Consider the following 23,654-nt stretch of genomic DNA (forward strand, 5'->3'; position numbering starts at 1 on the left):
CAGGCTACCGGCCTCACGCGACCCGTTTCCCGACCCCGTGCAGGAAGTGCGCCACCTCGCCCGCGATGCCGGTGGGGCCGAGCCCGTGCGCGGCCTCGTGCTCGTCCGCGGTGCCGTAGGCGCGCAGCTCCCGGTCCCGGCGCACCCCCAGCGACAACACCCGGTGCGGGGTGTCGGCCAGCGCCTCGGCGACCTCGTGGGTGGAGGTGCCCCGCAGGGAGGGCTCGACGAGCACGACGTCCGGGCTCGCGGCGCGGACGGCGGCGCGCAGCCCGTCGGCGTCGAAGGGCCGGATGGTGGCGGTGTAGAGGACGGTGACGTCCATCGCAGCGGTGGCCGCCAGCACCGGAGCGAGCATCGGGCCCACGGCCAGCACCACGCCGTCGCGGCCGTGCCGCACCGGGTGCCAGCCGGGCCCGGTCACGAGCGGTTCGGCGTTGGCGCGGTCGGAGAGCCGCAGGTAGACGGGGCCGTCGTGGTCGAACTCGCGGCTCAGCAAGGCGTCGACCTCGTCGGGATGGCCCGGCACGTGCACGGTCCAGCCGGGCAGCGTGTCGATCAGCGCGACGTCACCGGGGGCCATGTGGGTGCGCCCGGCCGTCGGGTAGTCGTAGGAGGCGCCGGTGCTGACCGCGATCGCCCCGACGCCCTGGTGGCCGAGGTCGAGCTTGAGCTGCTCGAAGGGCCGTTCCACGACGAACGGCGTGATCGAGTGCAGCACCGGCCGCATCCCCGCCAGGGCCAGTCCCCCGGCGACGCCGACCATCGCCTGCTCCCGGATGCCGACGTTGAACACCCGGTCGGCGTGCCGCTCGACGGCGTCGGTGAAGCGGTCGGCGGAGATCTCCGCCAGCACCAGCGCGACCCTCGGGTCGGCGTCCATGGCTTCGGTGGTGGTGCGCACGAACTGCTCGCGCATGCTCATCGGTTCCCTCCTCGGGGTTCGACCTCGGCGACGACCGCGAGCGGGCGGTCGGTGAAGGTGGCGCTCAGCGCCTGGTGGAGCGCGGTGTGGTCGCGGCCGTCGACGACGCGGGTCGCCCAGCCCTCGCGCGCGAAGCGGTCGGCGATGCCGCCGGGCCAGCCGGTGCTGGACGAGCGGTTGTCGATCACCACGGTGGTCAGCCGGCCCAGTCCCCAGCGCCCGGCGACCTGGATGGCCTCGTGGTTGCTGCCCTCGTCCAGCTCGGCGTCGCCGACGAGCACGACCACGCGCGGCCGGTCGAGCCCCCGCGCCCGCAGGCCCAGCGTCACGCCGAGGGCGAGCGGGAGCCCGTGCCCGAGCGAGCCGCTGCCGATCTCCACGCCGGGCGCGAGCATCCGGTCGGGGTGGAAGCCCAGCCGGGAGTCGAACTCGCCGAAGCGGTCGAGTTCGCCCGGGTCCAGGAAGCCCTTGGCGGCCAGGACCGCGTAGTAGGCCATCGGCCCGTGCCCCTTGGACAGCAGGAACCGGTCGCGCTGCGGGTCGTCGACGCGGTCCGGGCCGACCGACAGGACCTGGTCGTAGAGCACCCACAGCACGTCGAGGGTGGAGGTGGCGGCGGAGTCGTGCTTCTCGTCGCCGGTCATCCTGGTCATCAGCGGGCGCAGGTCCGCGTACTGGTAGTCCGTCTTGATCGCCATGCGCACCAGGATGGGACTTCGAGTTAAGTCGAAGTCAAGGGTGGAATAGCTCCACCAACATGGAGGTTTTGGGCTAACCTGGCCAGCGTGACGAAACTACCCGCCCTGCTGACCATCGGGGAGGTCGCGCACCGCAGCGGAGTCGCCCAGACCGCGCTGCGCTTCTACGAGGAACGCGGCCTGATCAGCTCCACCCGCACCACCGGGAACCAGCGCCGCTACCAGCGGGCCGTGCTGCGCCGGCTGGCGTTCATCCGCGCCGCGCAACGGGTCGGCCTCAGCTTGGAGCAGATCTCCGAGGCCCTCGCCACGCTCCCCGACGACCACGCCCCGACCAAGACCGACTGGGCGCGGCTGTCCCGCCGCTGGCGCGACGAGCTCGACGCTCGCATCGACGGCCTCCAACGCCTGCGCGACAACCTCACCGGCTGCATCGGCTGCGGCTGCCTCTCGCTGCGCACCTGCATCCTCAACAACCCCGACGACCGCCAAGCCGAGAACGGCCCAGGAGCTCCCCTCCTCCGCCCCAAGACCGACCACTCGGGATGACCCTGATGACCGCCGCAATCCGTCCCCCGATCACGGCGGTAATCAGGTGCCCACCACGGCGCGGGAGGACTCCCGCCTGGGGGTTCACGAATACCGCAGTAATCCGGAACCCGATTACGGCGGTATTCCGTCCTCTGATCGCGGCGGTAATCGGATGTCCCGTGCGGGACTGCGGGGTTCGCGGGTGAGGGTTTTGCTGACGGCGGATCTTGGTGTGGGGCCGGAAGCCGTGGGGTGGGTCAGGATTCGCCGATCCAGGTGTAGGTCATCTCCGGGCGGCCGACCGCGCCGTAGGTGGGGAGGCGTTCGACCATGCCCGTGCCGGAGAGGTATTCGAGGTAGCGGCGGGCGGTGACCCGGGAGACGCCGGCGGCCTCGCCCACGGCGCCCGCGGAGCCGCCGGAGGGCATCGCGCGGAGGGCGGTGACGACCGCGGCGAGGGTTTCCTCGCCCATGCCCTTGGGCAGGGCCGCTCGATCCACTCCCCGCAGCGTGGAGAAGGCGCGGTCGATCTCGGCCTGGCCCTGGACCTCGCGGTCCTGGCCGAGGGTGGCGCGGAACCGGGCGTAGTGCTCCAGCTTCTCGCGCATGGCGGCGAAGGTGAACGGCTTGAGCAGGTACTGCACGACGCCGCTGGACACCGCCGCGCGCACCACCTTCAGGTCCCGCGCCGAGGTCACCGCGATGACGTCGATGGGCAGTCCGGCGGTGCGCAGCGCGCGAGCCACCTGGAGCCCGTCCATGTCCGGCAGCCGCAGGTCCAGCAGCACCAGGTCCACCGAGGTGTGCTCGACGAACCGCAGCGCGGCCTGACCGGTGCGGACGCGCCCGGCCACGGCGAAGCCCTCGACGCGGTTGACGTACGCCTCGTGCGCCTCGCCCGCCACCGGGTCGTCCTCGACCACCAGAACCGAGATCACCGCGACGCCCCCGGGAGCCGGACGGTGAACACCGCACCGTCGTCGCCGCCGACGTCGACGGTGCCGCCGTGCCGCCGCACGCTCTGCCCGACCAGCGCCAGCCCGAGGCCGCGGTCGCCGGACTTCGTCGACCAGCCGCGGCGGAAAAGCTCGGAGGTGTCGGCGGGGACACCGGGCCCGTTGTCGGCGACGCGGATCAGCAGTCCGTCCGATGTGGATCGTATGGTCACCTCGACGCGCGGGCCCGGCCGGTCCGCCACGGCCTCCACGGCGTTGTCGATCAGGTTCCCGAGGATGGTCACCAGGTCTCGGGAGTCGAGGTGCTCCAGCGCGGCGTCGTCGACCTCGGTGTCCTCGCTGAGCACGACCTCGACGCCCCGCTCCCCCGCCTCCGCGCTCTTGCCCAGCAGCAACGCGGCCAGCACCGGTTCGCCGACGGAGCCGACGACCTGGTCGGTGAGCCGCTGCGCGAGGTCCAGCTCGGCGGTGGCGAACCCGACGGCCTCCTCGGTGCGGCCGAGCTCGATCAGCGAGACGACGGTGTGCAGCCGGTTCGCGGACTCGTGGGCCTGGGAGCGCAGCGATTCGGCGAAGCCGCGCATCGAGTCGAGCTCACCGCTGAGCGCCTGCAGCTCGGTGTGGTCCCGCAGCGTGACGACGCTGCCCAGGTCGCGATCGCCGCTGCGCACCGCGGAGACGTTGACCAGCAGCACCCGGTCGTCGGTCAGGTGCACCTCGTCGCGGACCGCGCGGCGACCGAGCGCGTCCACAAGGGACGGTGGCAGGTCCAGCTCGGACACCTGCTCACCTTCGACCTCGGCGGAATCCAGCGAGAGCAGCACAGCGGCACCATCGTTGCACAACGTCACGCGCCCGTCCGGCGCCACCAGCAGCAGGCCTTCGCGCACCGCGTGCAGGATCGCGTCGTGGTACTCGTACATCCGCGACAGCTCCGCCGGGCGCATGCCGTGGGTGTGCCGCCGGATCCGCGCGTTGACCAGGTAGGTCAGAGCCCCGCCGAGCAGCAGCGCGCCGCCCGCGACGAGCACCAGCACGCTCACCTGCCTGCTCAGCTCCGCGGTGATCACGCGCACGCTGATGCCGTCGGCCACCAATCCCACCAGCTGAGAACCCCGGTGCACCGGCACGACCGCGCGCACCGACGGGCCCAGCGTTCCGGTGTAGGTCTCGACGAGGGTCCGCTCGGGGTCGATGTTGCCGCGGAACGGCTTGCCGATGCGCGACGGATCGGGGTGGGTGTGGCGGATGCCCTGCGGGGACATGATCGTGATGAAGTCGACCCCCGCTTCGGCCCTGACCCGCTCGGCCAGCGGCTGCAGGCTCGCGGTCGGGTCCGGCGCGACCAGGGCGTCGGCGACGGCGGGTTGAGCCGCCAGCGTGCGCGCCACGGCCACGACCTTGTCCCGCGCGGCGTCCTCGGTGCGGCGCCCGGCGTCGTACCAGGCCAGAGCCGCTCCGGCGAGCACGACGAAGGCCACGACGAAGATCTGGAGCACGAACAGCTGACGCGCCAGGCTCCACCGCGGGGCGAACCGGTTCCGATATCTGGACATCACTTACTCATGTCGACGATGTGAACACAATGAACAGAAGCGAGACGGGGTCGATACAAAGCTCGCATAGTCTCCGTCCAGATCTTCCCGTGACCTGGGACACGCACGGTGAATCGTATGTGACCCGGAGACACCGGCCCCGCAAGGAGTTCAACAGTGGCTAGCAATGATGCTGCGCCGACGAAACGTCGGGACAGAACGCACTACCTCTACATCGCGGTGATCATCGCCGTGCTGGCGGGCATTCTCGTCGGCTTCGCAGCCCCCGATGTCGGCAAGGCGCTCAAGCCGTTGGGCACCGGGTTCGTGAACGTGATCAAGATGATGATCTCGCCGATCATCTTCTGCACGATCGTGCTCGGCGTCGGCAGCGTCCGCAAGGCCGCCAAGGTCGGCCGGGTCGGCGGTCTGGCGCTGGCCTACTTCCTGATCATGTCGGTGGTCGCGCTGGTCATCGGCCTGGTCGTCGGCAACGTGCTGCACCCGGGCGAGGGGCTGCAGATCACCGACGAGCTGCGCGGCTCGGGCGCCGAGCAGGCCGGTGAGGAAGCGCAGAGCACCACCGAGTTCCTGCTCGGGATCATCCCGCAGACGCTGGTGTCCGCCCTGACCGAGGGCGAGGTGCTGCAGACGCTGCTGGTGGCGCTGCTCGCCGGTTTCGCGCTGCAGAGCATGGGCGAGAAGGGTCAGCCGATCCTCCGCGGCATCGAGCACGTCCAGCGCCTGGTGTTCAAGATCCTGGCGATGGTCATGTGGGCCGCCCCGATCGGCGCGTTCGGCGCCATCGCGGCCGTGGTCGGCGCTACCGGCGTGGACGCGCTCAAGGGCCTCGCGGTGATCATGCTCGGCTTCTACACGACGTGCGTGCTGTTCATCTTCGTCGTGCTGGGCGCGGTGCTGTGGCTGTTCGCGCGGGTCAACATCTTCTCGCTGCTGCGCTACCTGGGCCGCGAGTTCCTGCTGATCGTGTCGACCTCGTCGTCGGAGGCGGCGCTGCCGCGGCTGATCGCGAAGATGGAGCACCTGGGCGTGAGCAAGCCGGTCGTGGGCATCACGGTTCCCACCGGCTACTCGTTCAACCTCGACGGCACGATGATCTACCTGACGATGTCGTCGCTGTTCATCGCCAGCGCCCTGGGCGACCCGCTGTCGATCGGCGAGCAGGTCGGTCTGCTGCTGTTCATGATGGTCGCGTCGAAGGGCGCGGCGGGCGTCAGCGGCGCCGGCCTGGCCACCCTGGCCGGCGGCCTGCAATCGCACCGCCCGGAGCTGCTCGACGGCGTCGGCCTGATCGTGGGCATCGACCGCTTCATGTCGGAGGCCCGCGCGCTGACCAACTTCGCGGGCAACGCGGTGGCCACGGTCCTCATCGGCTCGTGGACCAAGGAGCTCGACCGCACCCAGATGCAGCAGGTCTTCGCCGGCGACTCGCCGTTCAACGAGCAGACGTTCGTCGACGACGGTGGCGTGACCGAGGAGAAGAACCCCGAGAAGGTCTGATCTGATCGCCCGGAACCGCCCTTCGCCCAGCGCGAGGGGCGGTTTCGCGTTTCCCGAGGGGGTTACTCGGCCCTGCCGACGATCCTGCGGTGGAAGGTCTCGTCCTCCGCAGCGGTGACCGCGAGGTCGTAGCGGCCCTGCGGAGCGGGCCAGAACACGGGCAGGGCTCCGCCGGCGGCGACCAGGACGTGCTTCTCGTGCTCGGCGTGGGCGAGGGCGCGCAGGTCGAGCGCGAGCTCGTGCGGGCCGTTGTTGCGCAGTTCGAGCCTGAGGCCTGGGTCGGTGTGGCGGGCCTGGACGTCGATCGCCGCGGCACGGCCGTCCCGGGAACCGCTGAGCTCCATCCGGAGGTCCCCGGGGCCCTCGATCGTGCAGTGGTAGTGCACGGCGACCGGGACCGGCACGAACTTCTCGCCGAGCACGTCCACGTGGTGCGCCTCGCCCTCGCCGGTGCGGATCGCGAAGCGCGCGAAGCCGGAGCCCACGCAGCCCAGGCGCAACGAGACGGTCTCACCGACCACGACCCCGCCGACCTGCGGCTGAACCGTCGCGACGGCGAGCCGCCCGGTCACCGGGGTCTCGGAGGAATTGCGCACACGCCCGATCGTCACCCCGCCAGGACACGACCAGGAGACCTCCCGGTGTCCGACAGGTGAACCAAGCCCTCCGGCGAAGCGACATGACCCTCCGCCACGACGCGACGACCAGCGGTGACGCTGCGGTGATGCTGCCGCGCACTCGAATTTCGCGCGAAATTCGACACCCACAGATCGGACTCGAATTTCGCGCGAAATTCGACAAGGTGCCCCGTCCGAGTGACGGGGGTCCTTACAGGGCGCCCTTGGTGGAGGGGACGACCCCGGCGAAGCGGGGGTCGGGTTCCACGGCTGCGCGCAGGGCGCGGGCGATGGCCTTGTACTCGGCCTCGGCGATGTGGTGCGGGTCGCGGCCGTGGATCACCCTGGTGTGCAGGTTGATCTGGGAGTGGAAGGCCAGCGACTCGAACACGTGCCGGTTGAGCACGAACGGGTAGTTCCCGCCGATGGTGAAGGAGTTGTACTCCTCCGGCTCACCGGTCATCACGCAGTAGGAGCGGCCGGAGACGTCCACGGCGGCGTGCGCGAGGGTCTCGTCCATCGGGATCCAGGCGTCGCCGAAGCGGCGGATGCCCTTCTTGTCGCCCAGCGCCTGGCGCAGCGCCTGGCCGAGCACGATCGCGGTGTCCTCGACGGTGTGGTGGGCGTCGATGTGGATGTCGCCGGTGGACTTGACCTTGAGGTCGAACGCGGCGTGCGTGCCCAGCGCGGTGAGCATGTGGTCGTAGAACGGGACCGTGGTGTCGATGTCGACCTGCCCGGTGCCGTCGAGGTCGAGCTCGACCACCACCGACGACTCCTTGGTGGTGCGCTCGACGCGACCGACCCGCGTGCCTGGCTGAAAACTCACCGTTCGATCTCCTCAATGACTGCCTTGCTCGCCGCCAGGAACGCGTCGTTCTCGGCGGGCGTGCCGATGGTGACCCGCAGGTGGCCGGGGATGCCGACGTCGCGGATCAGCACGTCGGAGTCCAGGTAGCGCTCCCAGGCGCGGTGCGCGTCGGTGAAGCGCCCGAACAGCACGAAGTTGGCGTCGCTGGGGGCCGGGGTGAACCCGAGTTCCCGCAGCGACACCACGACCCGCTCGCGCTCGTCGATCAGCGCGCGCACCGAACCCAGCGTGGCGTCGGCGTGCCGCAGCGCGGCGCGGGCGGCGGCCTGGGTGACCGCCGAGAGGTGGTACGGCAGCCTGACCAGCAGCAACGCCTCGATCATGGCCGGGGCCGCGGCCAGGTAGCCCAGCCGTCCGCCCGCGAAGGCGAAGGCCTTGCTCATGGTGCGGCTGACGATGACCTTCGCCGGGTAGCGCTCGATCAGCTCGACCGCGCTGGGCTGCGCGGAGAACTCGGCGTAGGCCTCGTCGACCACGACCACGCCGGGCGCGGCGTCGAGGACGGCCACCAGGTCCTCCGGCGAGATCGACGCGCCGGTGGGGTTGTTCGGGCTGGTCACGAACACCACGTCGGGCTGCTTCTCGGCGACCAGGCGGGCCGCTTCGGCACCGTCGAGGCTGAAGTCCGCGCGGCGCGGCGCGGGCAGCCAGTCGGTGCGGGTGCCCGCGGACAGGATCGGGTGCATCGAGTACGAGGGCTCGAAGCCCAGCGCGCTGCGCCCCGGGCCTCCGAACGCCTGCAGGATCTGCTGGAGGACCTCGTTGGAGCCGTTGGCGGCCCAGACGTTGTCCATCGCGAGCCCGACACCGGTCGCGGTGGACAGGTAGGCGGCGAGGTCGGCGCGCAGCTGCCTGGCGTCGCGGTCCGGGTACCGGTGCAGGTCAGCGGCCGCTTCCCGGACCGCCGCGGTGACGTCGGCGACGAGTTCCGGCGGCGGCGGGTAGGGGTTCTCGTTGGTGTTCAGCCGGACCGAGACGTCCAGCTGCGGCGCGCCGTAGGGGCTGCGACCGCGCAGGTCGTCCCGCAGCGGCAGGTCGGCCATCGTCGTGTCGGCGCCGAGCACGTCACTCATGGGTGTCCTTCGTCGTCATGTCGCCACCTCGGCCAGCGGAGGTTCTCACCTGCACCGTTGCGGCGGCCGAGGTCGGCATCGTCTCTAGAAGCGGGCGGTCACGGCTTGGCCGTGGGCGGGCAGGTCCTCGGCGTCGGCGAGTGCGACGACCTGGTCCGCGACGTCGCGGAGCGCCTGCTCGGTGTAGGAGATGACGTGGATGCCGCGCAGGAAGCTCTGCACGCTCAGGCCCGAGGAGTGCCGGGCGCAGCCACCGGTGGGCAGCACGTGGTTGGAGCCGGCGCAGTAGTCGCCGAGCGAGACCGGCGCGTACGGGCCGACGAAGATCGCGCCCGCGTTGCGCACCCGCGCGGCGACCGCGTCGGCGTCGGCGGTCTGGATCTCCAGGTGCTCGGCGGCGTAAGCGTTGACCACCCGGACGCCGTCGTCGAGGTCCGAGACCAGGATGCAGCCGGACTGCTGCCCGGTCAGGGCCGTGCGGATGCGCTCGACGTGCTTGGTCCGGCCGACCTGGCGCTCCAGCTCGGCGTCGACGGCGTCGGCCAGCTCCGGCGAGGTCGTGACCAGCACGCTGGCGGCCAGCGTGTCGTGCTCGGCCTGGCTGATCAGGTCGGCGGCCACGTGCACCGCGTCGGCGGTGCCGTCGGCCAGCACCGCGATCTCGGTGGGACCGGCCTCCGAGTCGATGCCGATGAGGCTGCGCAGGTGGCGCTTGGCGGCGGTGACGTAGACGTTGCCGGGGCCGGTGACCATGTCGGCGGGCAGCAGCTCGCCGTCGTCGGTGTCGCGGCCGCCGTAGGCCAGCAGCGCGACGGCCTGCGCACCGCCGACCGCCCACACCTCCTCGACGCCCAGCAGCTGCGCGGCGGCCAGGATCGTCGGGTGCGGCAGGCCCCCGAACTCGGCCTGCGGCGGGCTGCACACCACCAGCGATTCGACGCCGGCCGTCTGGGCCGGGACGACGTTCATGACGACGCTCGACGGGTAGACCGCGAGGCCGCCCGGCGCGTAGAGGCCGACGCGCTCGACCGGCACCCAGCGCTCGGTGACCGTGCCGCCGGGCACGACCTGGGTGGTGCTGTCGGTGCGCTGCTGGTCGGCGTGCACGCGGCGAGCGCGGGCGATGGACTCCTCCAGCGCGGAGCGCACGGCCGGGTCGAGCTCGTCGAGCGCGCGGCTGAGCTCCGCCGCGGGCACCCTCACCCGTTCAGGGCGAACTCCGTCGAACTTGTCGGTGTAGTCGAGCACGGCGTCGACGCCGCGGTCGCGGATGTCCTCGATCACCGGACGGACCCGATGCAGCACGTGCTCGACGTCCATCTCGGCGCGCGGCAGCGTGGCGCGCAGCGTAGCGGTGGACGGAACACGACCGCGCAGGTCGGTACGGGTGAGCATGAGCATCCTTCCAACACCTCGGGACTACACCTACCAGGGTAATCGCAGTCCACCCCACCCGTCCGCGAACCCAGCCCAGGGTCACAGAGCACGACCAAGACCAGGCGAGGCGAGGCGAGGCGAGACACAAGCCAAACCCAGCCCACGTCAGGCAAGCGACGAAGGCGCTTCCTCAGTGCCCCACCAGACCAACCAGCACCGCCGCGGGTTTTGAGCGGCTCTCTGGGGACGACAGCCGTAGCGCCGTGTATTGGCATACATCAGTCTCGGATCCCGGAGCCAGAGAGTCGCTCAGGTTCCGCTTCTGGCACCGCCCAGCAAGATGACCCTTGAGCAGTTGATCACCGCAAAGCGAAAACGGGGAAAATTGTTCAACTGAGGCCATAGTTCGCCAGAGAGTTGCCATCCTCAGAAACCTCTTGGACTCTTCGAACGTCACCTCCAGTGATCGATCGGAGATCCGATGTTCAGTTCCCGGCGCAAGGCAGCACTGGTGGCCGCGGCCGCCGGTCTGGTCCTGCTGGCACCGGTTCAGGCTGGCCTGGCCGCAGAACCGACCGGTGCGTCCGCACAGGACCGTGCGATCTACACGGTCCCCAACACCGACAGCGCATCCCGCACGGAGATCAACCGCAGCGGCGCGGAGGTCCTGGGCGTCACCAAGGACCGGGTCGCCAGCGTGGAGGCGACGGCGGCGGAGGCCGAGCAGCTGCGCGCTCGCGGCTTCCAGCTGACCGAGCAGACGAAGGTCGCCGACGCGCTGCAGCGCCGCAACGGCGTGCAGCCGAAGGCTCCGGGCGATTTCCCGCCCGGCGACGAGGCGTACCACAACTACGACGAGATGGTCGCCGAGCTCGACAAGACCGTGGCCGACCACCCGGACATCGCGGCGAAGGTCAGCGCGGGCAAGTCGTTCGAGGGCCGCGACATCCCGGTGCTCAAGGTCAGCGACAACGTGGCGACCGACGAGGACGAGCCGGAGGTCCTCTTCGACTGCAACCAGCACGCCCGTGAGCACCTGACCACGGAGATGTGCCTGCACGTCGCCCAGCGGTTCACCGACAACTACGCGGACCCGGCCGTGAAGGACTCGGTCGACAACCGGGAGATCTGGATCATCCCGTCGGTCAACCCGGACGGTTCGTCGTTCGACGTGGAGTCGGGCGAGTACCAGGGATGGCGCAAGAACCGCCAGGACCAGGGCACCGACACCAACCGCAACTGGGGCCACAAGTGGGGCTGCTGCGGTGGTTCCAGCGATGACCCGGCCGACGAGACCTACCGGGGCACCGCGGCGTGGTCCGCGCCGGAGACGGCGGCGATGCGCGACTTCATCGACTCGCGCGTGGTGGGCGGCACCCAGCAGATCAAGGCCGCGGTGGACTTCCACACCTATTCCGAGCTGGTCCTGTGGCCCTTCGGCCACACCTCGGACGACGTCACCGAGGGCATGACCCAGCAGGAGTACGACCGGTTCGCCAAGGTCGGCACCGAGATGGCGCAGACTAACGGCTACACGCCGCAGCAGTCCAGCGACCTGTACGTCACCGACGGCGACAGCCTGGACTGGATGTGGGGCCAGCACAAGATCCTGGCGTTCACCTTCGAGATGTACCCGTCGAGCAGCGGTGGTCTCGACGGCTTCTACCCGCCGGGCGACGTGATCGAGCGGGAGACCGCCCGCAACGACGCCGCAGTGGACATCCTGCTGCGCGAGGCGGGCGCCTGACCCGTCCAGGAGGGGATCGGGAGGGCCCGGGGTGTGCGCACCCCGGGCCCTTTCTCTCGCGATAATGAGCCCATGAGCACCGCGACGACGATTCATCCGCCCGCGCTGGTGCGCCGGGGTTCGTGGATCTACTGCCCGCTGCTCGGCGCGGTGGCGGGGTTCCTGCTGCGGATCGTCGCCGCGTGGGTGGCGGGCCTGCCGTGGGCGCCGTTCCAGGGCGTGTTCGAGCTGGCGGCTTCCGGGGCGGATCCGTGGGGGATGCTGGTGGCGATCGCCCTGGGCGCGATCATCGGCCTGGGATTCGCGGGGCTGTTCGCTCAGGAGCGGCTGACGGTGACGGTCGGGCCTGAGCGGGTGGTGCTCGCGACCGGACGCAACGCGCACGAGATCGCCGCCGCCGAGGTGGACGCGGTGTTCACCGAGCGCGGGCACCTGGTGCTGCTGGACGGCACGGGCGCCGAGCTGGCCCGCCGCAAGTCGGGGCTGGACCGGCTGGCGCTGCGCGACGCGTTCCGCGAGCACGGCTACGCCTGGCGGGATTCCGATCCCTACGCGGGCCGGTACGTGCTCTGGACGGGGGACACCGAACAGCTCTCGCTGCGGGTGAACGCGCTGATGACCGAGCGCGACCGAGCGTTGCGCAGGCGCGACCACAAGGAGGCCGCGCTGCTGCGAACCCAACTGGCAGAGCAAGGAATCGTCCTCAGAGACGGCCACCGCAAGCAGTACTGGCGCCACACCGACTGAGAAGCACCCAAAAACCAGGTAAGTCAGGCAAGACGCCAGACCACGTCAGGCAAGCGACGAAGTCGCTTTCTCAGTACCCCACCCAAGCAACCGGCACCGCCGCGGGTTCTCAGACGTTCTCCGGGGAGGACAGCCGTAGCGCCGTGTAGTGGACATACATCAGTCTCGGATCCCGGAGCCAGAGGACGTCTGAGGTTCCGCTACCCGCACCGCCCAGCAACAAGACCACTGAGAAGTTCGAAGAAATCAGGAAAGCATCAGCACGATCGAGCCGATGACGATGCCTGCTACCACTACAGCCGCGGCCACGATCATGAGCATGCGCATCTGGGGGCGGTCGTCGGCGACCTCGTTCTGCGCGCGCTCCCGCCACTGGACGAACGTGGTGCCTTCTTGCTCGCTCACTTCAGCTCCTGAGAGTCGTTCGTACATCTTCGAAGCGGCTCCCCGAGTACCGCACTGCGCCACAATCTCATATCAACTCGGAAACTTGAATCCTCCCCCGCGTGATGCTGGGGGATTTCTGACTCAGGCTGCCCGGCCACGCAGGGCGTGAGCCGGGTCTTCTGCCGTCTGCATCAACCGGGTCGAAACCAGCCCGGTGCACCATGACGAGCGCGGAGTTCTTGTCCCTCGGGGACACGTGCCCGCATGCGGTGCAGGTATACGTGCGTTCTGAAAGCGGCAAGCGATGTTTGGCTCTCGCATGGCACTTACCGCGGTCCATCGTCGTGTTCTTCGGGTCCACCAGCCGCAAGTCACGGCAGTGCTTACGGGCCTGCTCGATCAATGCCTCTTTGGTCGCGCCGATCGCGGCATCAGCGGCCTTGCGGGCCATGGTGGTCCTGGTGAGGAACTTCGGCTTGAAGTCCTCCACCGCGATGCCGTCGTGGCCGGTCACGACCTTCTTCGCCCACTTGCGCGCCGTGTCCTGACGCTGACGTGCCACCTTCTTGCACTTCTTGGCCGCCAGGCGTTGAGCCTTCCGGTAACCATTGGTCTGCTTCTTGCTCTTCGGGTGATGTCGTCGCGCCATCTGGCGCTGGTAGTGCGCAAGCCCCTTCAGAGCTTTCTCGCCGTACTGGGCGCGAAGTCGATGCTCAGCGGTTTTCGACACACGCAGGCGATACAGGTACCGGACCTTTCCGGCTGCCACCTGTGGTGTCGTCATGGTGTTGACGTACCACCATGATCCGCTTGACCTTGCGTGTTCCCGAAGACCTCCATCATCAACTCGCCGAAGCCGCCACGGCAGAGGGGCGCTCGCTCAACGCACACCTTCTGTACCTACTCGCCGCCGCGAACGCCGCGCCCGGCGAAGAGGTCTACCGCTGGGCACGCGAAGCGCGAAACTGACGCGTTCCCCCACCATCAAGCACGCGGTACCCGCAGCACTACGTCGGAAACGTGAACCACGCGGTGCGCCCAGCGGTCGAGGAGGGCCTCGTCGTGGCTGATGGCGAGGACTCCGGTGCCGTTCTCGCGTGTTCGGCGGTCGACGACGCGCACGAGGGCGGCGGTGGTGGAGGCGTCGAGCATGGCGGTCATCTCGTCGCACACCAGGTAGCGGGGGTGCGGGGCGAGGGCGCGGGCCAGGCAGGCGCGTTGCAGCTGGCCGTCGCTGACCTCGTGCGGGCGGCGGGTGAGCAGTTCGGCGGTGATCCCGACTTCGTCGGCCAGTTCGGCGATGTCGTCGGCTTCCCCGCGCGCGAGCAGCGGTTCGGCGATGATGTCCCGGAGCGTGAAGCGCGGGTCGACGGCGGGCCTCGGGTGCTGGAAGACGATTCCGATCGCCTTTCGCGTTTCCGGGGGTGTGCGGTGCCGAAAGCCGCTGATGTCGCCGCCATCGAGGGACACCCGTCCGGACCAAGGCCGGTGCAGCAGCGCCAGAACGCGCCCCAGCGTCGACTTGCCCGAACCGCTGGGACCGGCGAGACCGAGCACTTCACCCGCGGAGACGTCGATGCTCGCGCCGTCGAGGACCGGTTCGCCGCGCCGGTAGCCGACGACGACGTCGCTGGCGCTCAGCACGGCGCGTGAGCGGCGATCCACCGCTCGCCCCGGGCGAGAAGTTTCGGATCTCCCGTGCAGGGCGCGAATCCGGGCTGGTCCGGACGGCGTTGGCAGTACACGCAGCCCCACTCCCCTTCGATGCGGTCGAGTTCGGTCAGCGACGGCGGGTGGCCGGGGACCGGTTCGAACCCGCCCTCCGGCAGGGCTGCCAGCAGACCGGCGGTGTACGGGTGCCAGGGATCGCCCAGCACCTCGTCGGCGGGCCCGGCTTCGACGATGCGGCTGGCGTACATCACGGCCACGTCGGTGGCCACCCTGCGGGCGGCGGCGAGGTCGTGGGTGATCAGCAGGACCGCGCGACCGTCGGTGGCGGCGTCGGCGAGCAGGTCGACGGTGCGGTGCACCAGGGGCCGGTCCAGGCCGGTGGTCGGTTCGTCGGCGAGGATGATCCGCGGGTCCCCCGCCAGCGCCAGCGCGAGCGCGACGCGTTGCGCCATGCCACCGGACAGCTCGTGCGGGTAGCGGTCCAGATCGGCCGGGTCGAGCCCGACTCGGCGCGCGAGGTCGTCGGCACCGCTGGGGCCGCGCAGGGCGTCGACGGTCTCGACGAGCTGCGCGCGGGCCGTGCGCACCGGGGTCAGGTGGGTGCTCGCCGACTGCGGTACGAGCCCGATGCGACGACCGCGAATCCGCCCTGCCAGCACCGGTTCCGGCGCCGAGAGCAGGTCGGTTCCGTCGTCGAGCAGCGCCTGGCCGCGGGTTTCGGCGTTGCCGGGCAGCAGACCCAGCAGCGCGGACGCGAGAACGGACTTGCCACAACCGGATTCGCCGACCAGAGCCAGCACGCGTCCGGGACGCAGCCGCAGCGCGGCGTCGCTGACGGCGCGCACCAGCACACCGCGCGGCAGCCGGAAGCGGACCGAGAGCTGTTGCAGCGTCAGGAGGTCCGTCGTCTCGGGTGCTTCGACATCGGTCACAGCGACAGCTCCGATCGTCGTCGCGGCACGATCCGGTCGCGCCACGTCGCGGCCAGCCCGGACACCGCCAGCGTCGTGGCCACCAGCAGGCCCGACGGGAACAGCACGATCCACCAGGCGCCGAGCAGCACGGCGTCGCGACCGTCGCCGAGGATGTTGCCGATGCTGGCCAGGTGCGGCGGCAGTCCCAGCCCGAGGAAGCTCAGCGCGGTCTCGTGCCACACGGCGTGCGGCACGAGCAGCACCGCCGACAGCGCGGCCTGCGGCACGATCGCCGGCAGCAGGTGCCTGCGCAGCACGCGCGTGCGCGACGAACCACCGGCGATGGCGGCCTCGACGTGCGGGCGTTGCCGCAGCGACAGGACTTCGGAGCGCACGACGCGCGCGACCGTCGTCCAGTGCGTCAGGGCGATCGAGCAGATCACCGCGACCAGGCTCCCCCGGTACAGCGCGACGATGACCACGCCGAGCAGCAGGTGCGGCACCGAGTTGACGGTGTCGACGAGCCGCATCAGCAGCCGGTCGGCCCAGCCGCCGAGGCCTCCGGCCACCACGCCCACCAGCGAACCGAGCACTGTGGACACCAGGGCGCTGAACGCGGCGACCAGCAACGACACCCGCAGTCCCGCCATCGACTGCACGAACAGGTCGCGGCCGTTGGAGTCGGTGCCGAAGGGGTGCGCGAGACCGGGCGCGAGGCGGATCTCGTCGTAGCTCACGGCCTGACCGCCCAGCAGCATCGGCACGAACACCGCGCCGAGCACCAGCAGCACCAGGGCCGCCAGCGACGCGCGCAGGCGGGTGTGCGGGCGCGCACGGGAGATCCCCGCGCGGCCGGCCGGTTTCCAGGTCAGCTCAGCCATCCGCGGCCACCCTCGGGTCGAGCAGGATCGCGGCGACGTCGGCCAGCAGCGAGCCCAGCAGCACCGCCGCCGTGGCCACCAGGGTCACCATCGCCAGCAGCGGGTAGTCCACGGCCGTGGCGGCGGTGACCACCGCACCCGCCAGGCCCGGCCAGGAGAAGACCTCCTCCACCAGCACCGTTCCGGTGACCAGCTCCGGGATGCGGGCGCCGATGAGCGTCACGAACGGCAGCAGCGCGGTGGGCAGGGCGTGGCGCAGCACCACGACCCGCTCGGCCAGGCCGCGCGCGCGAGCTCCGGTGACGTGGTCCTCGGCCAGCGAGCCCAGCATCGACTGCCGGACGTGCAGCACGAGCCACGGGGTCTGGGACACGCCGAGCACGAGCGCGGGCAGCGCGAGGTGTTCGGCGACCTGCGCGAAGGAGACGTCCTCCCCGGCATCGGTCAGGCCCGCCACCGGCAGCCAGCCCAGGCCGAGCGAGAACACCGCGATGGACAGCAGCGCGAGCACGAACGGCGGGACGCCCTCCAGCGCGTGCCCGACGGCGGTGATCAGCCGGTCCACGACGCCGCCCTGCCGCCACGCGGCGATCGTGCCGCCGACCAGTGCGAACAGCACCGCCAGGACGAGTCCGGTGGCCGCGAGCAGCGCGGTCCAGGGCAGCCGTTCGGCGACGACCTGAGCGACGGGCTGGCGCAGCGACCGGGAGATCCCGAGGTCACCGGTGAGCACACCGCCGAACCACTGCCAGAACTGCTCCAGCACGGGCCGGTCGAGGCCGAGCTCGGCGCGCACCCGGGCCACGTCGGCGGCCGAGGCGGTGAACAGCCGCACCCCGAAGTACTGATCGATCGGGTCGAACGGCGAGGCCGAGGCCAGCAGGAACACGCCGAGCGCGACGATCACCAGCACCGGGACGGCGAACGCCAGGCGCCGCAGCACCAAGCGCGAGATCGCCCGGGTCATGCGCTGGGCTTCCAGGTCTCGACGTTCCACCACGGACCCCAGGTGGTGCCGTGGGTGTGCGGCTCGACGGGCGGCTGGTAGCCGGTGAAACCGCCGTCGCGCAGCACGTAGCTGTGGTCGATGAACGCCAGGTAGACCAGGCCGGGGTCGGCGACGTAGGCGCGCTGGGCCTGCCGGTAGAGCTCGGCGCGCTTGGCCGGGTCCAGCTCGCGGCGGGCGGAGTCGAGGGCGGCGTCCACCTCGGCGTTGCGGTATTGGCCGGGGTTGTTGTAGGTGCCGGTGCCGATCGCCTGGGAGCTCAGGCTGGAGTAGACCTGCGGGTCCGGGTCCATCGGGTTGCCGCCGCCGAGCACGATGCCGTCGGTGGCCAGCCTCCCGGCGACCGCGGAGCGGTCCACCCCGGCGAGCTCGACCTCGATGCCGACCTTGCGGGCGTCGGAGGCGAAACCAGTTGCCAGGTCGCGGCGGAGGCTGTCGTCGGCGAAGTACATCACGGTGAACTTCGCGCGGGTCCCGTTGCGCTCGCGGATGCCGTCGGCGCCGACTCGCCAGCCCGCGTCGTCGAGGATCCGGCCCGCCTGCTGCGGGTCGTGGGCGAAGGTCGCCGCGGGCTCGTGGTGAGCGCCCATCGACGGCGGGATCGGGGCGTAGGCGGGCTTTCCGCGCCCGCCGAGCAGCGCCTTGATCATGCCGTCGCGGTCCACGGCGAGGTTCAGCGCGGTGCGCACGGCGCGGTCACCGGCGACGGGGTGGGTGTTGGGCAGCGCGATGCTGCGGTAGTCGGCGGTCTCGTGGTGCACGACGCGGAACCCGTCGCGCGCGGCACCTTCGGCGAGCACCGGGGGCAGCACGGTGCCGTCGAACTCGCCCGCGGCTAACCGCTGCGCGCGCGTGTTGTCGTCCTTGGCGAACACGACGGTGATGTCGTGCACGGCCGGTGCGCCGCCCCAGTAGTCGGGGTTGGCGGCCCAGGTCATCTGGTCGCCCTGGCGCCATTCGACGAGCCGGTACGGGCCGGTGCCGACGGGACGGGTGTTGAGCGGCGAGTTCTCCTGCGAGGCGGGGGTTGTCAGCGCTTCGTTCGGGACGATGCCCAGGACCATCTTGGAAGGCCAGGCGGAGTAGGGGAATTTCAGGTCGAAGCGCACGGTGTGCGGGTCGACGGCCTGGACTCCGGCGAGCATGTCGTAGTCGGAGGAGACCGTGGAGGCGTAGGCGGGGTCGATGGCCGCGCGGTAGGTGGTGGCGACGTCCTCGGCGTCGAACGGCGTTCCGTCGTGGAACTTCACGCCGTCGCGGAGCTTCACGGTCCAGCTGGTGGCGTCGGCGTTGGCCTGCGGCTGCTCCACCGCCAGGGCGGGCCGGAGCTGCGCGCGACCGTCGAAGGCGAGCAGCCCGTCGTAGAACTTCGCCGCTCCCTCGGCTCCGTACCCGAGCAGCGGGTTCAAGCTCTCCGGCTCGTACCCGTCGGCGAGCAGCATCGCGCCGGACCCCCCGGGTTGCGAAGGCGCAGCGCACCCGGCGGCCACGACCCCCACGACGACCGATAACCCCACGACCAGACTCCGACGTTTCAGCACTCAGGCACCATAAGGGCTATTGCAACACATTCTCAATAACCTGAGATCTTCCTCGCCACCTCCCCCAACACGCCCGACCGCAGGTGGGGAACCGGATTACGGCGGTATTCAGAACCCGGATTACTCCCGTAATCGGGGAACGGAATACCGGAGTAATCCGTCCCCCGAGCCGGGAACGCTCCGGAGGCGACCGGTCCCCGCGGTCGTCAGGCGACTGGTTCTGGCATGACCTCCACCGCGTAGGTGCAGGTGATCGTGTCGTTGGTGCGGGGGTCGGTGAGTTCCACGCGCCAGGTGGTGGCGAACTGGTCGACGTCGGGGGTCATGGGGATGGTGCCCGAGATCAGGACAGTGCCGGGCCGGGCGAGACCTCGGGCGCGGAGCTCTTCCAGCCAGTAGTGCGGGGTGAGCAGGTCGGCGAGGGTGCCGTCCTGGATCTTCTCGCCGCCGGCCCAGGCCGTGAGCGCGATCTCGTCGAGGTGGTCCTCGACGTCGGCCAGCCGCCACGCCTTGCGGCCGAGGACGTCCGGCCCGGCCTGCTTGCTCCAGGCCACGCCGTGGACCTCCAGCTCGCGGTCGGTGTGGTCGCAGGCGGCGGTGAGCAGCACGTCGTCCTCGGTGATCACCAGCGCCCACTCGGCCTCGCCGGACGTCCGGCCGTGCTGCACCGGGACCACGTCGGCCTGCATCGCCAGGTAGGGCGCGACCGGGTACAGGCAGGGCGTGCGGGTCGGGGCGGGGACGCCGAGCTCGGCCAGTTCCGCGACGTGGACGGCCACGTCCTCCTGGCTGCGACCGGCGTACCCGGCGTTGAGCAGCGTCGTCACCGAGACCTCGACCGTCCGGCCACCGACATCGAAATGAAGTGGAAACACAACACCCTCCCGTTTGGCATACCTCTTGTATACAGTTCGTATCACACTGTGCCGGTCCACCTGGAAATCGAGGGAGCCCATGACGAACGCGACCGCGACCGCCGCAAGACCGGCGCGCAAGGACCTGATCAAGGCATTCGTGGCGAGCCTGAGCGGCACCTCCCTGGAGTGGTACGACTTCGCCGCCTACTCGGTCGCCTCGGCGCTGGTGTTCGGCCAGCTGTTCTTCCCCAGCCACGACCCGCTGTCGGGCACGTTGCTGGCGTTCTCCACCTACGCCGTCGGCTACGTCTCGCGCCCGTTGGGCGGATTCGTCTTCGGCCGCCTCGGCGACGTGCTCGGCCGCAAGCAGGTCCTGGTGATCACGCTGCTGATCACCGGCATCTCCACCGTCCTCATCGGACTGCTGCCCACCCACGACCAGGTCGGCGCGCTCGGCGCGGTGTTGCTGGTGGTGCTGCGATTCGCCCAGGGCGTGGGCATCGGCGGCGAGTGGGGCGGCGCGGTGCTGCTCTCCAGCGAGTACGGCAGCGAGAAGCACCGCGGGTTCTGGGCCTCCGCCGCCCAGATCGGGCCGCCGGCCGGAAACCTGCTGGCCAACGGTGTTCTCGCCGGTCTGGCCGCCGGGCTGACCTCGGAGCAGTTCATGTCCTGGGGCTGGCGGGTCGCGTTCCTGCTGTCGGCCGTGCTGGTGATCTTCGGCCTGTGGATCCGCGTGAAGCTGGAGGAGACCCCGGTCTTCCAGGAGATCCAGCAGAAGGGCGAGCAGGCGGGCGCCCCGGTGCGCGAGGTCCTCACGCAGGAACCGCGCGCGCTGATCGCCGGGATCCTCTCCCGCGTCGGCCCGGACGTGCTCTACGCGCTGTTCACCGTCTTCGTGCTCACCTACGCCACCCAGCAGTTGGACATGCCCAAGAGCTGGGCGGTCACCGGAGTCATGCTCGGCTCCTCGCTCCAGCTGTTCCTGATGCCGCTGGCCGGGGCGCTGTCGGACCGCTTCGGCCGCCGCCGCGTCTACGCGGTCGGCGCCGTCGGCGGCCTGGTGTGGCCGTTCGTGTTCTTCCCGCTGGTCGGAGGCGGATCCGCGGGGCTGCTGATCGTCGGCGTCATCGTCGGCCTGATCTGGCACGCCCTGATGTACGGGCCGCAGGCCGCGTTCATCGCCGAGCAGTTCAGCCCGGCGCTGCGCGCCACCGGCGCCTCGCTGGCCTACACGCTCGCCGGGATCATCGGCGGAGCCCTGGCCCCACTGCTGTTCACCTCGCTGTACGCCTACTTCGACACCTGGGTCGCCCCCGCCTGCTACCTGGCGGCGACCTGCGTGGTGACGCTCATCGGCCTGTGGCTCAGCCGGACTGCAACACCCGCCGGGTCGCGCTGAGGTGTTCGGTGATCGCCGCGGTCGCGGCCTCCGGGTCGCCCGCGGCGAGCGCCGAGCAGATCGCCTCGTGCTCGGACAGCACGGACTTGCGCCGCCCGTCGGACCGGAACAGCGCCTCGACGCCGGCCCGGATCTGCCGGGCGCGCAGCCCGTCGTAGGTCTTGGACAGCATCTCGTTGCCGACGGCCGCCACCAGCGCCGAGTGGAACCGGTGGTCGTGGTCGATGAACTCGCGAGCCTGGTCCTCGCCGAGCTCGCGCTGCTCGTCGAGCTGCGCGCGCATCTCGGCCACCGGCACCGCGTCGAGCTCGACGGCGCGGCGGGCGGCGTAGCACTCGATCATCGTGCGGATCTCGAACAGCTCGCCGATCTCCCTGCCGCCGATCGGGGCGATGTAGGCGCCGCGCTTGGGCACCAGCTGGACCAGTTCCTCGGCGGCGAGCAGCAGCAGGGCCTCGCGGATGGGCGTGCGCGACACGCCGATCTCGTCGGCCAGGGCCTGTTCGTTGACGAACTGACCCTGCATGCTGGGGTCGCTCAGGACGGTGTCCTTGAGGTGGGCGTAAGCGAGTTCACGTCCGGACGGCACTTTGACCCCTTGCTTGCATATCATCGGTATACAAGCATCGTAACGGCCTCGGACCGGCACCACTCGGCTTGCCCGGCGGTGCGGATGGGGGAACCCGAGCGACTTCGTCGCTTCGAAGCAGAACTCGTCGAAGGATTGGTTGTGGCTATGCGAATCGCGTTGTGCCAGATCGTGTCGGGCCCCGACCCGAAGGCCAACCTGGAACTGGTCGCCGAGGGGATCCGCCGGGCCGCCGAGGAAGGCGCCGACCTCGCGGTGTTCCCCGAGGCGACGATGGCCTGCTTCGGCGTGAAGCTGGCACCGCTGGCCGAGCCGCTGGACGGCCCGTGGGCCACCGAGGTCCGCCGGCTCGCGCGGGAAGCCGGCATCGCCGTGGTCGCGGGCATGTTCACCCCCGCCGACGACGGGCGGGTCACCAACACGCTGCTGATCACCGGTCGCGGCGTGGAGGCCTCCTACGACAAGATCCACCTCTTCGACGCGTTCGGCTTCGCCGAGTCCACCACCGTCGCCCCCGGCGCGGAGACGGTCGTGATCACCCTCGACGGCGTCGGCATCGGCTTCACCACCTGCTACGACGTGCGGTTCCCCGGGCTGTTCCAGAAGCTCGCCGACGAGGGCGCGTCGGTGATCGTCACCCCGGCGTCGTGGGGTTCCGGCGAGGGCAAGCGCGAGCAGTGGGAGCTGCTGGTGCGCGCCCGCGCGCTCGACTCGACCTCGTGGATCGTGGCCTGCGGCCAGGGAGACCCGCGCAGCATCGGCCGCGAACCCTCCGGCAAAGCCCCGACCGGCATCGGCCACAGCCTCGTCGCCACTCCCCTCGGCCTGGTCCACGCGCAGCTCGGCGCCGAACCCGGCGTCGAGGTCGTCGACGTCGACCCGGACGCGGTCGAAGGAGCCCGTCAGGCCGTCCCGGTGCTCACCAACCGGCGTTTCTGAACGGCTCGGAACGCCAGGGCCGTCGAGATGAGCAGGACGGCCGTGGTGATGACGCTGCCCTCGACGCCGAAGCCGCCGCCGGTGAGCAGTTCAGCGGTTCCCGGCTCGGGGTCGAGGCTCAGCAGCGTGGCCTGGATGTCCATCCCGGACACCTGGATCCCGGCCACGTTGCCCTGGCACCAGTTCCACACGACGTGGAAGGCGCACACGCCCCACAGCGACCCCTCGGCCACGGCCCACAACCCCAGCGTCAGACCGATCAGCAGGACGTTGACCAGCGGCAGCACGCCGACGTCGAAGTTGGCCCCGTGCAGCAGCGCGAAGACCAGCGCCTGGAAGATGATCGCGGCCGCGAGCCCCCACTTGCGGTAGGCGGTCTGCAGCAGGTAGCCGCGGCTGACGACCTCCTCGGTGCACGCCTGCACGGCGAACCCGACCAGCGCCAGCAGCACCGCCCCGACCTGCGCGAACCGCACCGGCCCGACCAGGTACTGCCCGCCGGCAAGGTTCACCACCACGGGCACCGCCAGCAGCACGACCGCCACACCGGCGCCGAACGCCAGGTGCGCACCGATCCCGGAAGCCGGGAAGAACCCGAGGCTGGCCAGCGGACGCCGCTCCTTGAGCAGCACCCAGAGCGCGAGCAGACCGCTCGCCCCGAGGAAGCTCAGCAGCAGCACCAGCTGACTCCCGATCCCCATCGGTCCGCCCACCAGGGCCAGCGCGGAAACCCCGAACACCGGCAGCAGGGCCAGCGTCACCACCGCGGGCCCGACCAGCAGGCACACGACCACCACCAGCAGTCCCAGCACCGGACCGGTGGGCCGCCGCGCCGCCGAAGCACCGCCCAACAAAGCCGAATCCACCACGCG

The 23,654-nt window shown here is 70.6% G+C and carries 25 protein-coding genes; 7 read left to right on the forward strand and 18 right to left on the reverse strand.

All coding sequences use genetic code 11. The annotated features are described in order from the left end of the window. Positions 1–13 precede the first annotated feature (13 nt). Together KBO27_RS12375 and KBO27_RS12380 are read right to left on the reverse strand one after the other, a co-directional pair. The gene (locus tag KBO27_RS12375) at positions 14–925 is read right to left on the reverse strand and encodes a transketolase family protein (RefSeq protein ID WP_210970126.1); all 912 of its coding nucleotides are present in this window, start codon (positions 923–925) and stop codon (positions 14–16) included. Beyond that, positions 922–1,623: a thiamine pyrophosphate-binding protein gene (locus KBO27_RS12380; RefSeq protein ID WP_210970127.1), complete on the reverse strand. Its 702-nt coding sequence runs from the start codon at positions 1,621–1,623 to the stop codon at positions 922–924. The genes KBO27_RS12375 and KBO27_RS12380 overlap by 4 nt, the downstream gene beginning before the upstream one ends. Positions 1,624–1,710: 87 nt before the next feature. On the opposite strand from KBO27_RS12380, the gene soxR reads away from it, so the two are divergent. Continuing rightward, positions 1,711–2,172, forward strand: a complete 462-nt coding sequence (gene soxR / locus KBO27_RS12385) for a redox-sensitive transcriptional activator SoxR (protein ID WP_210970128.1) — start codon at positions 1,711–1,713, stop codon at positions 2,170–2,172. Positions 2,173–2,411: 239 nt separating this feature from the next. On the opposite strand, the gene KBO27_RS12390 is transcribed toward soxR, so the two are convergent. Together KBO27_RS12390 and KBO27_RS12395 are read right to left on the reverse strand one after the other, a co-directional pair. Beyond that, positions 2,412–3,092 (reverse strand): response regulator, encoded by a 681-nt coding sequence (locus KBO27_RS12390; RefSeq protein ID WP_210970129.1) that lies wholly within the window; start codon positions 3,090–3,092, stop codon positions 2,412–2,414. Further along, positions 3,089–4,666 (reverse strand): sensor histidine kinase, encoded by a 1,578-nt coding sequence (locus KBO27_RS12395; protein WP_210970130.1) that lies wholly within the window; start codon positions 4,664–4,666, stop codon positions 3,089–3,091. Before KBO27_RS12395 ends, KBO27_RS12390 begins: the two co-directional genes overlap by 4 nt. A 156-nt stretch (positions 4,667–4,822) precedes the next feature. Here KBO27_RS12395 and KBO27_RS12400 point away from each other — a divergent pair, with 156 nt between their 5' ends. Then, positions 4,823–6,166 carry a cation:dicarboxylate symporter family transporter gene (locus KBO27_RS12400; protein WP_210970131.1) on the forward strand — a complete coding sequence of 448 codons (1,344 nt, stop codon included), beginning with the start codon at positions 4,823–4,825 and terminating at the stop codon, positions 6,164–6,166. A 62-nt stretch (positions 6,167–6,228) separates the two neighbouring features. Here the strand turns inward: KBO27_RS12400 and KBO27_RS34560 are convergent, their stop codons facing one another. The 4 genes from KBO27_RS34560 to hisD form a co-directional block, all read right to left on the reverse strand. Then, positions 6,229–6,777, reverse strand: a complete 549-nt coding sequence (locus KBO27_RS34560; protein WP_210970132.1) for a phospholipase domain-containing protein — start codon at positions 6,775–6,777, stop codon at positions 6,229–6,231. A 217-nt stretch (positions 6,778–6,994) separates the two neighbouring features. Beyond that, positions 6,995–7,612 (reverse strand): imidazoleglycerol-phosphate dehydratase HisB, encoded by a 618-nt coding sequence (gene hisB, locus KBO27_RS12410; RefSeq protein WP_132675074.1) that lies wholly within the window; start codon positions 7,610–7,612, stop codon positions 6,995–6,997. Continuing rightward, a complete protein-coding gene (locus KBO27_RS12415; protein ID WP_210970133.1) occupies positions 7,609–8,727 on the reverse strand; it encodes a histidinol-phosphate transaminase in 1,119 nt (372 codons plus the stop codon). The genes hisB and KBO27_RS12415 overlap by 4 nt, the downstream gene beginning before the upstream one ends. 84 nt (positions 8,728–8,811) lie before the next feature. After that, positions 8,812–10,122, reverse strand: a complete 1,311-nt coding sequence (gene hisD, locus KBO27_RS12420) for a histidinol dehydrogenase (RefSeq protein WP_210970134.1) — start codon at positions 10,120–10,122, stop codon at positions 8,812–8,814. Positions 10,123–10,585: 463 nt separating this feature from the next. On the opposite strand from hisD, the gene KBO27_RS12425 reads away from it, so the two are divergent. Beyond that, a complete protein-coding gene (locus tag KBO27_RS12425; RefSeq protein WP_210970135.1) occupies positions 10,586–11,851 on the forward strand; it encodes a M14 family metallopeptidase in 1,266 nt (421 codons plus the stop codon). A 72-nt stretch (positions 11,852–11,923) separates the two neighbouring features. Continuing rightward, entirely contained in the window at positions 11,924–12,598 is a 675-nt protein-coding gene (locus tag KBO27_RS12430; RefSeq protein ID WP_210970136.1) for a YqeB family protein, read from the forward strand. A 246-nt stretch (positions 12,599–12,844) separates the two neighbouring features. Here the strand turns inward: KBO27_RS12430 and KBO27_RS12435 are convergent, their stop codons facing one another. Together KBO27_RS12435 and KBO27_RS12440 are read right to left on the reverse strand one after the other, a co-directional pair. Then, positions 12,845–13,003 carry a hypothetical protein gene (locus KBO27_RS12435; protein ID WP_210970137.1) on the reverse strand — a complete coding sequence of 53 codons (159 nt, stop codon included), beginning with the start codon at positions 13,001–13,003 and terminating at the stop codon, positions 12,845–12,847. 67 nt (positions 13,004–13,070) lie between these two features. Continuing rightward, positions 13,071–13,769, reverse strand: coding sequence for a zinc ribbon domain-containing protein (locus KBO27_RS12440; protein ID WP_210970138.1), 699 nt, complete (start codon positions 13,767–13,769; stop codon positions 13,071–13,073). A gap of 26 nt (positions 13,770–13,795) precedes the next feature. On the opposite strand from KBO27_RS12440, the gene KBO27_RS12445 reads away from it, so the two are divergent. Further along, complete coding sequence (locus tag KBO27_RS12445; protein WP_210970139.1) at positions 13,796–13,954, forward strand: toxin-antitoxin system HicB family antitoxin; 159 nt, start codon at positions 13,796–13,798, stop codon at positions 13,952–13,954. 15 nt (positions 13,955–13,969) lie between these two features. On the opposite strand, the gene KBO27_RS12450 is transcribed toward KBO27_RS12445, so the two are convergent. The 6 genes from KBO27_RS12450 to KBO27_RS12475 all read right to left on the reverse strand — a co-directional run bounded on the left by KBO27_RS12450 (position 13,970) and on the right by KBO27_RS12475 (position 19,873). Beyond that, a complete protein-coding gene (locus KBO27_RS12450; protein WP_210970140.1) occupies positions 13,970–14,629 on the reverse strand; it encodes an ABC transporter ATP-binding protein in 660 nt (219 codons plus the stop codon). After that, positions 14,623–15,588: an ABC transporter ATP-binding protein gene (locus tag KBO27_RS12455; RefSeq protein ID WP_210970141.1), complete on the reverse strand. Its 966-nt coding sequence runs from the start codon at positions 15,586–15,588 to the stop codon at positions 14,623–14,625. The genes KBO27_RS12450 and KBO27_RS12455 overlap by 7 nt, the downstream gene beginning before the upstream one ends. Continuing rightward, positions 15,585–16,451 carry an ABC transporter permease gene (locus KBO27_RS12460; protein WP_210970142.1) on the reverse strand — a complete coding sequence of 289 codons (867 nt, stop codon included), beginning with the start codon at positions 16,449–16,451 and terminating at the stop codon, positions 15,585–15,587. Before KBO27_RS12460 ends, KBO27_RS12455 begins: the two co-directional genes overlap by 4 nt. Continuing rightward, the gene (locus KBO27_RS12465) at positions 16,444–17,451 is read right to left on the reverse strand and encodes an ABC transporter permease (RefSeq protein WP_307870370.1); all 1,008 of its coding nucleotides are present in this window, start codon (positions 17,449–17,451) and stop codon (positions 16,444–16,446) included. The genes KBO27_RS12460 and KBO27_RS12465 overlap by 8 nt, the downstream gene beginning before the upstream one ends. Further along, entirely contained in the window at positions 17,415–18,998 is a 1,584-nt protein-coding gene (locus tag KBO27_RS12470) for an ABC transporter substrate-binding protein (RefSeq protein ID WP_210970143.1), read from the reverse strand. Before KBO27_RS12470 ends, KBO27_RS12465 begins: the two co-directional genes overlap by 37 nt. Positions 18,999–19,204: 206 nt before the next feature. Next, a complete protein-coding gene (locus tag KBO27_RS12475; RefSeq protein WP_307870371.1) occupies positions 19,205–19,873 on the reverse strand; it encodes a DUF2848 domain-containing protein in 669 nt (222 codons plus the stop codon). A 79-nt stretch (positions 19,874–19,952) separates the two neighbouring features. Here KBO27_RS12475 and KBO27_RS12480 point away from each other — a divergent pair, with 79 nt between their 5' ends. Next, on the forward strand, positions 19,953–21,254 hold the full coding sequence (locus KBO27_RS12480) for an MFS transporter (protein ID WP_210970144.1): 1,302 nt from the start codon (positions 19,953–19,955) through the stop codon (positions 21,252–21,254). Here the strand turns inward: KBO27_RS12480 and KBO27_RS12485 are convergent. Continuing rightward, positions 21,220–21,843 carry a GntR family transcriptional regulator gene (locus KBO27_RS12485; RefSeq protein WP_307870372.1) on the reverse strand — a complete coding sequence of 208 codons (624 nt, stop codon included), beginning with the start codon at positions 21,841–21,843 and terminating at the stop codon, positions 21,220–21,222. The two genes, KBO27_RS12480 and KBO27_RS12485, sit on opposite strands and share 35 nt — an antisense overlap. Positions 21,844–21,990: 147 nt before the next feature. Between KBO27_RS12485 and KBO27_RS12490 the strand changes: the two genes are divergently transcribed. After that, on the forward strand, positions 21,991–22,782 hold the full coding sequence (locus tag KBO27_RS12490; RefSeq protein ID WP_210970146.1) for a carbon-nitrogen hydrolase family protein: 792 nt from the start codon (positions 21,991–21,993) through the stop codon (positions 22,780–22,782). On the opposite strand, the gene KBO27_RS12495 is transcribed toward KBO27_RS12490, so the two are convergent. Further along, on the reverse strand, positions 22,746–23,648 hold the full coding sequence (locus tag KBO27_RS12495) for a CPBP family intramembrane glutamic endopeptidase (protein ID WP_307870373.1): 903 nt from the start codon (positions 23,646–23,648) through the stop codon (positions 22,746–22,748). The two genes, KBO27_RS12490 and KBO27_RS12495, sit on opposite strands and share 37 nt — an antisense overlap. Between the last annotated feature and the right edge of the window lie 6 nt (positions 23,649–23,654).

It is taken from the genome of Saccharopolyspora endophytica (assembly GCF_018070075.1).
GTDB classification, from domain to species: Bacteria; Actinomycetota; Actinomycetes; order Mycobacteriales; family Pseudonocardiaceae; genus Saccharopolyspora; species Saccharopolyspora endophytica.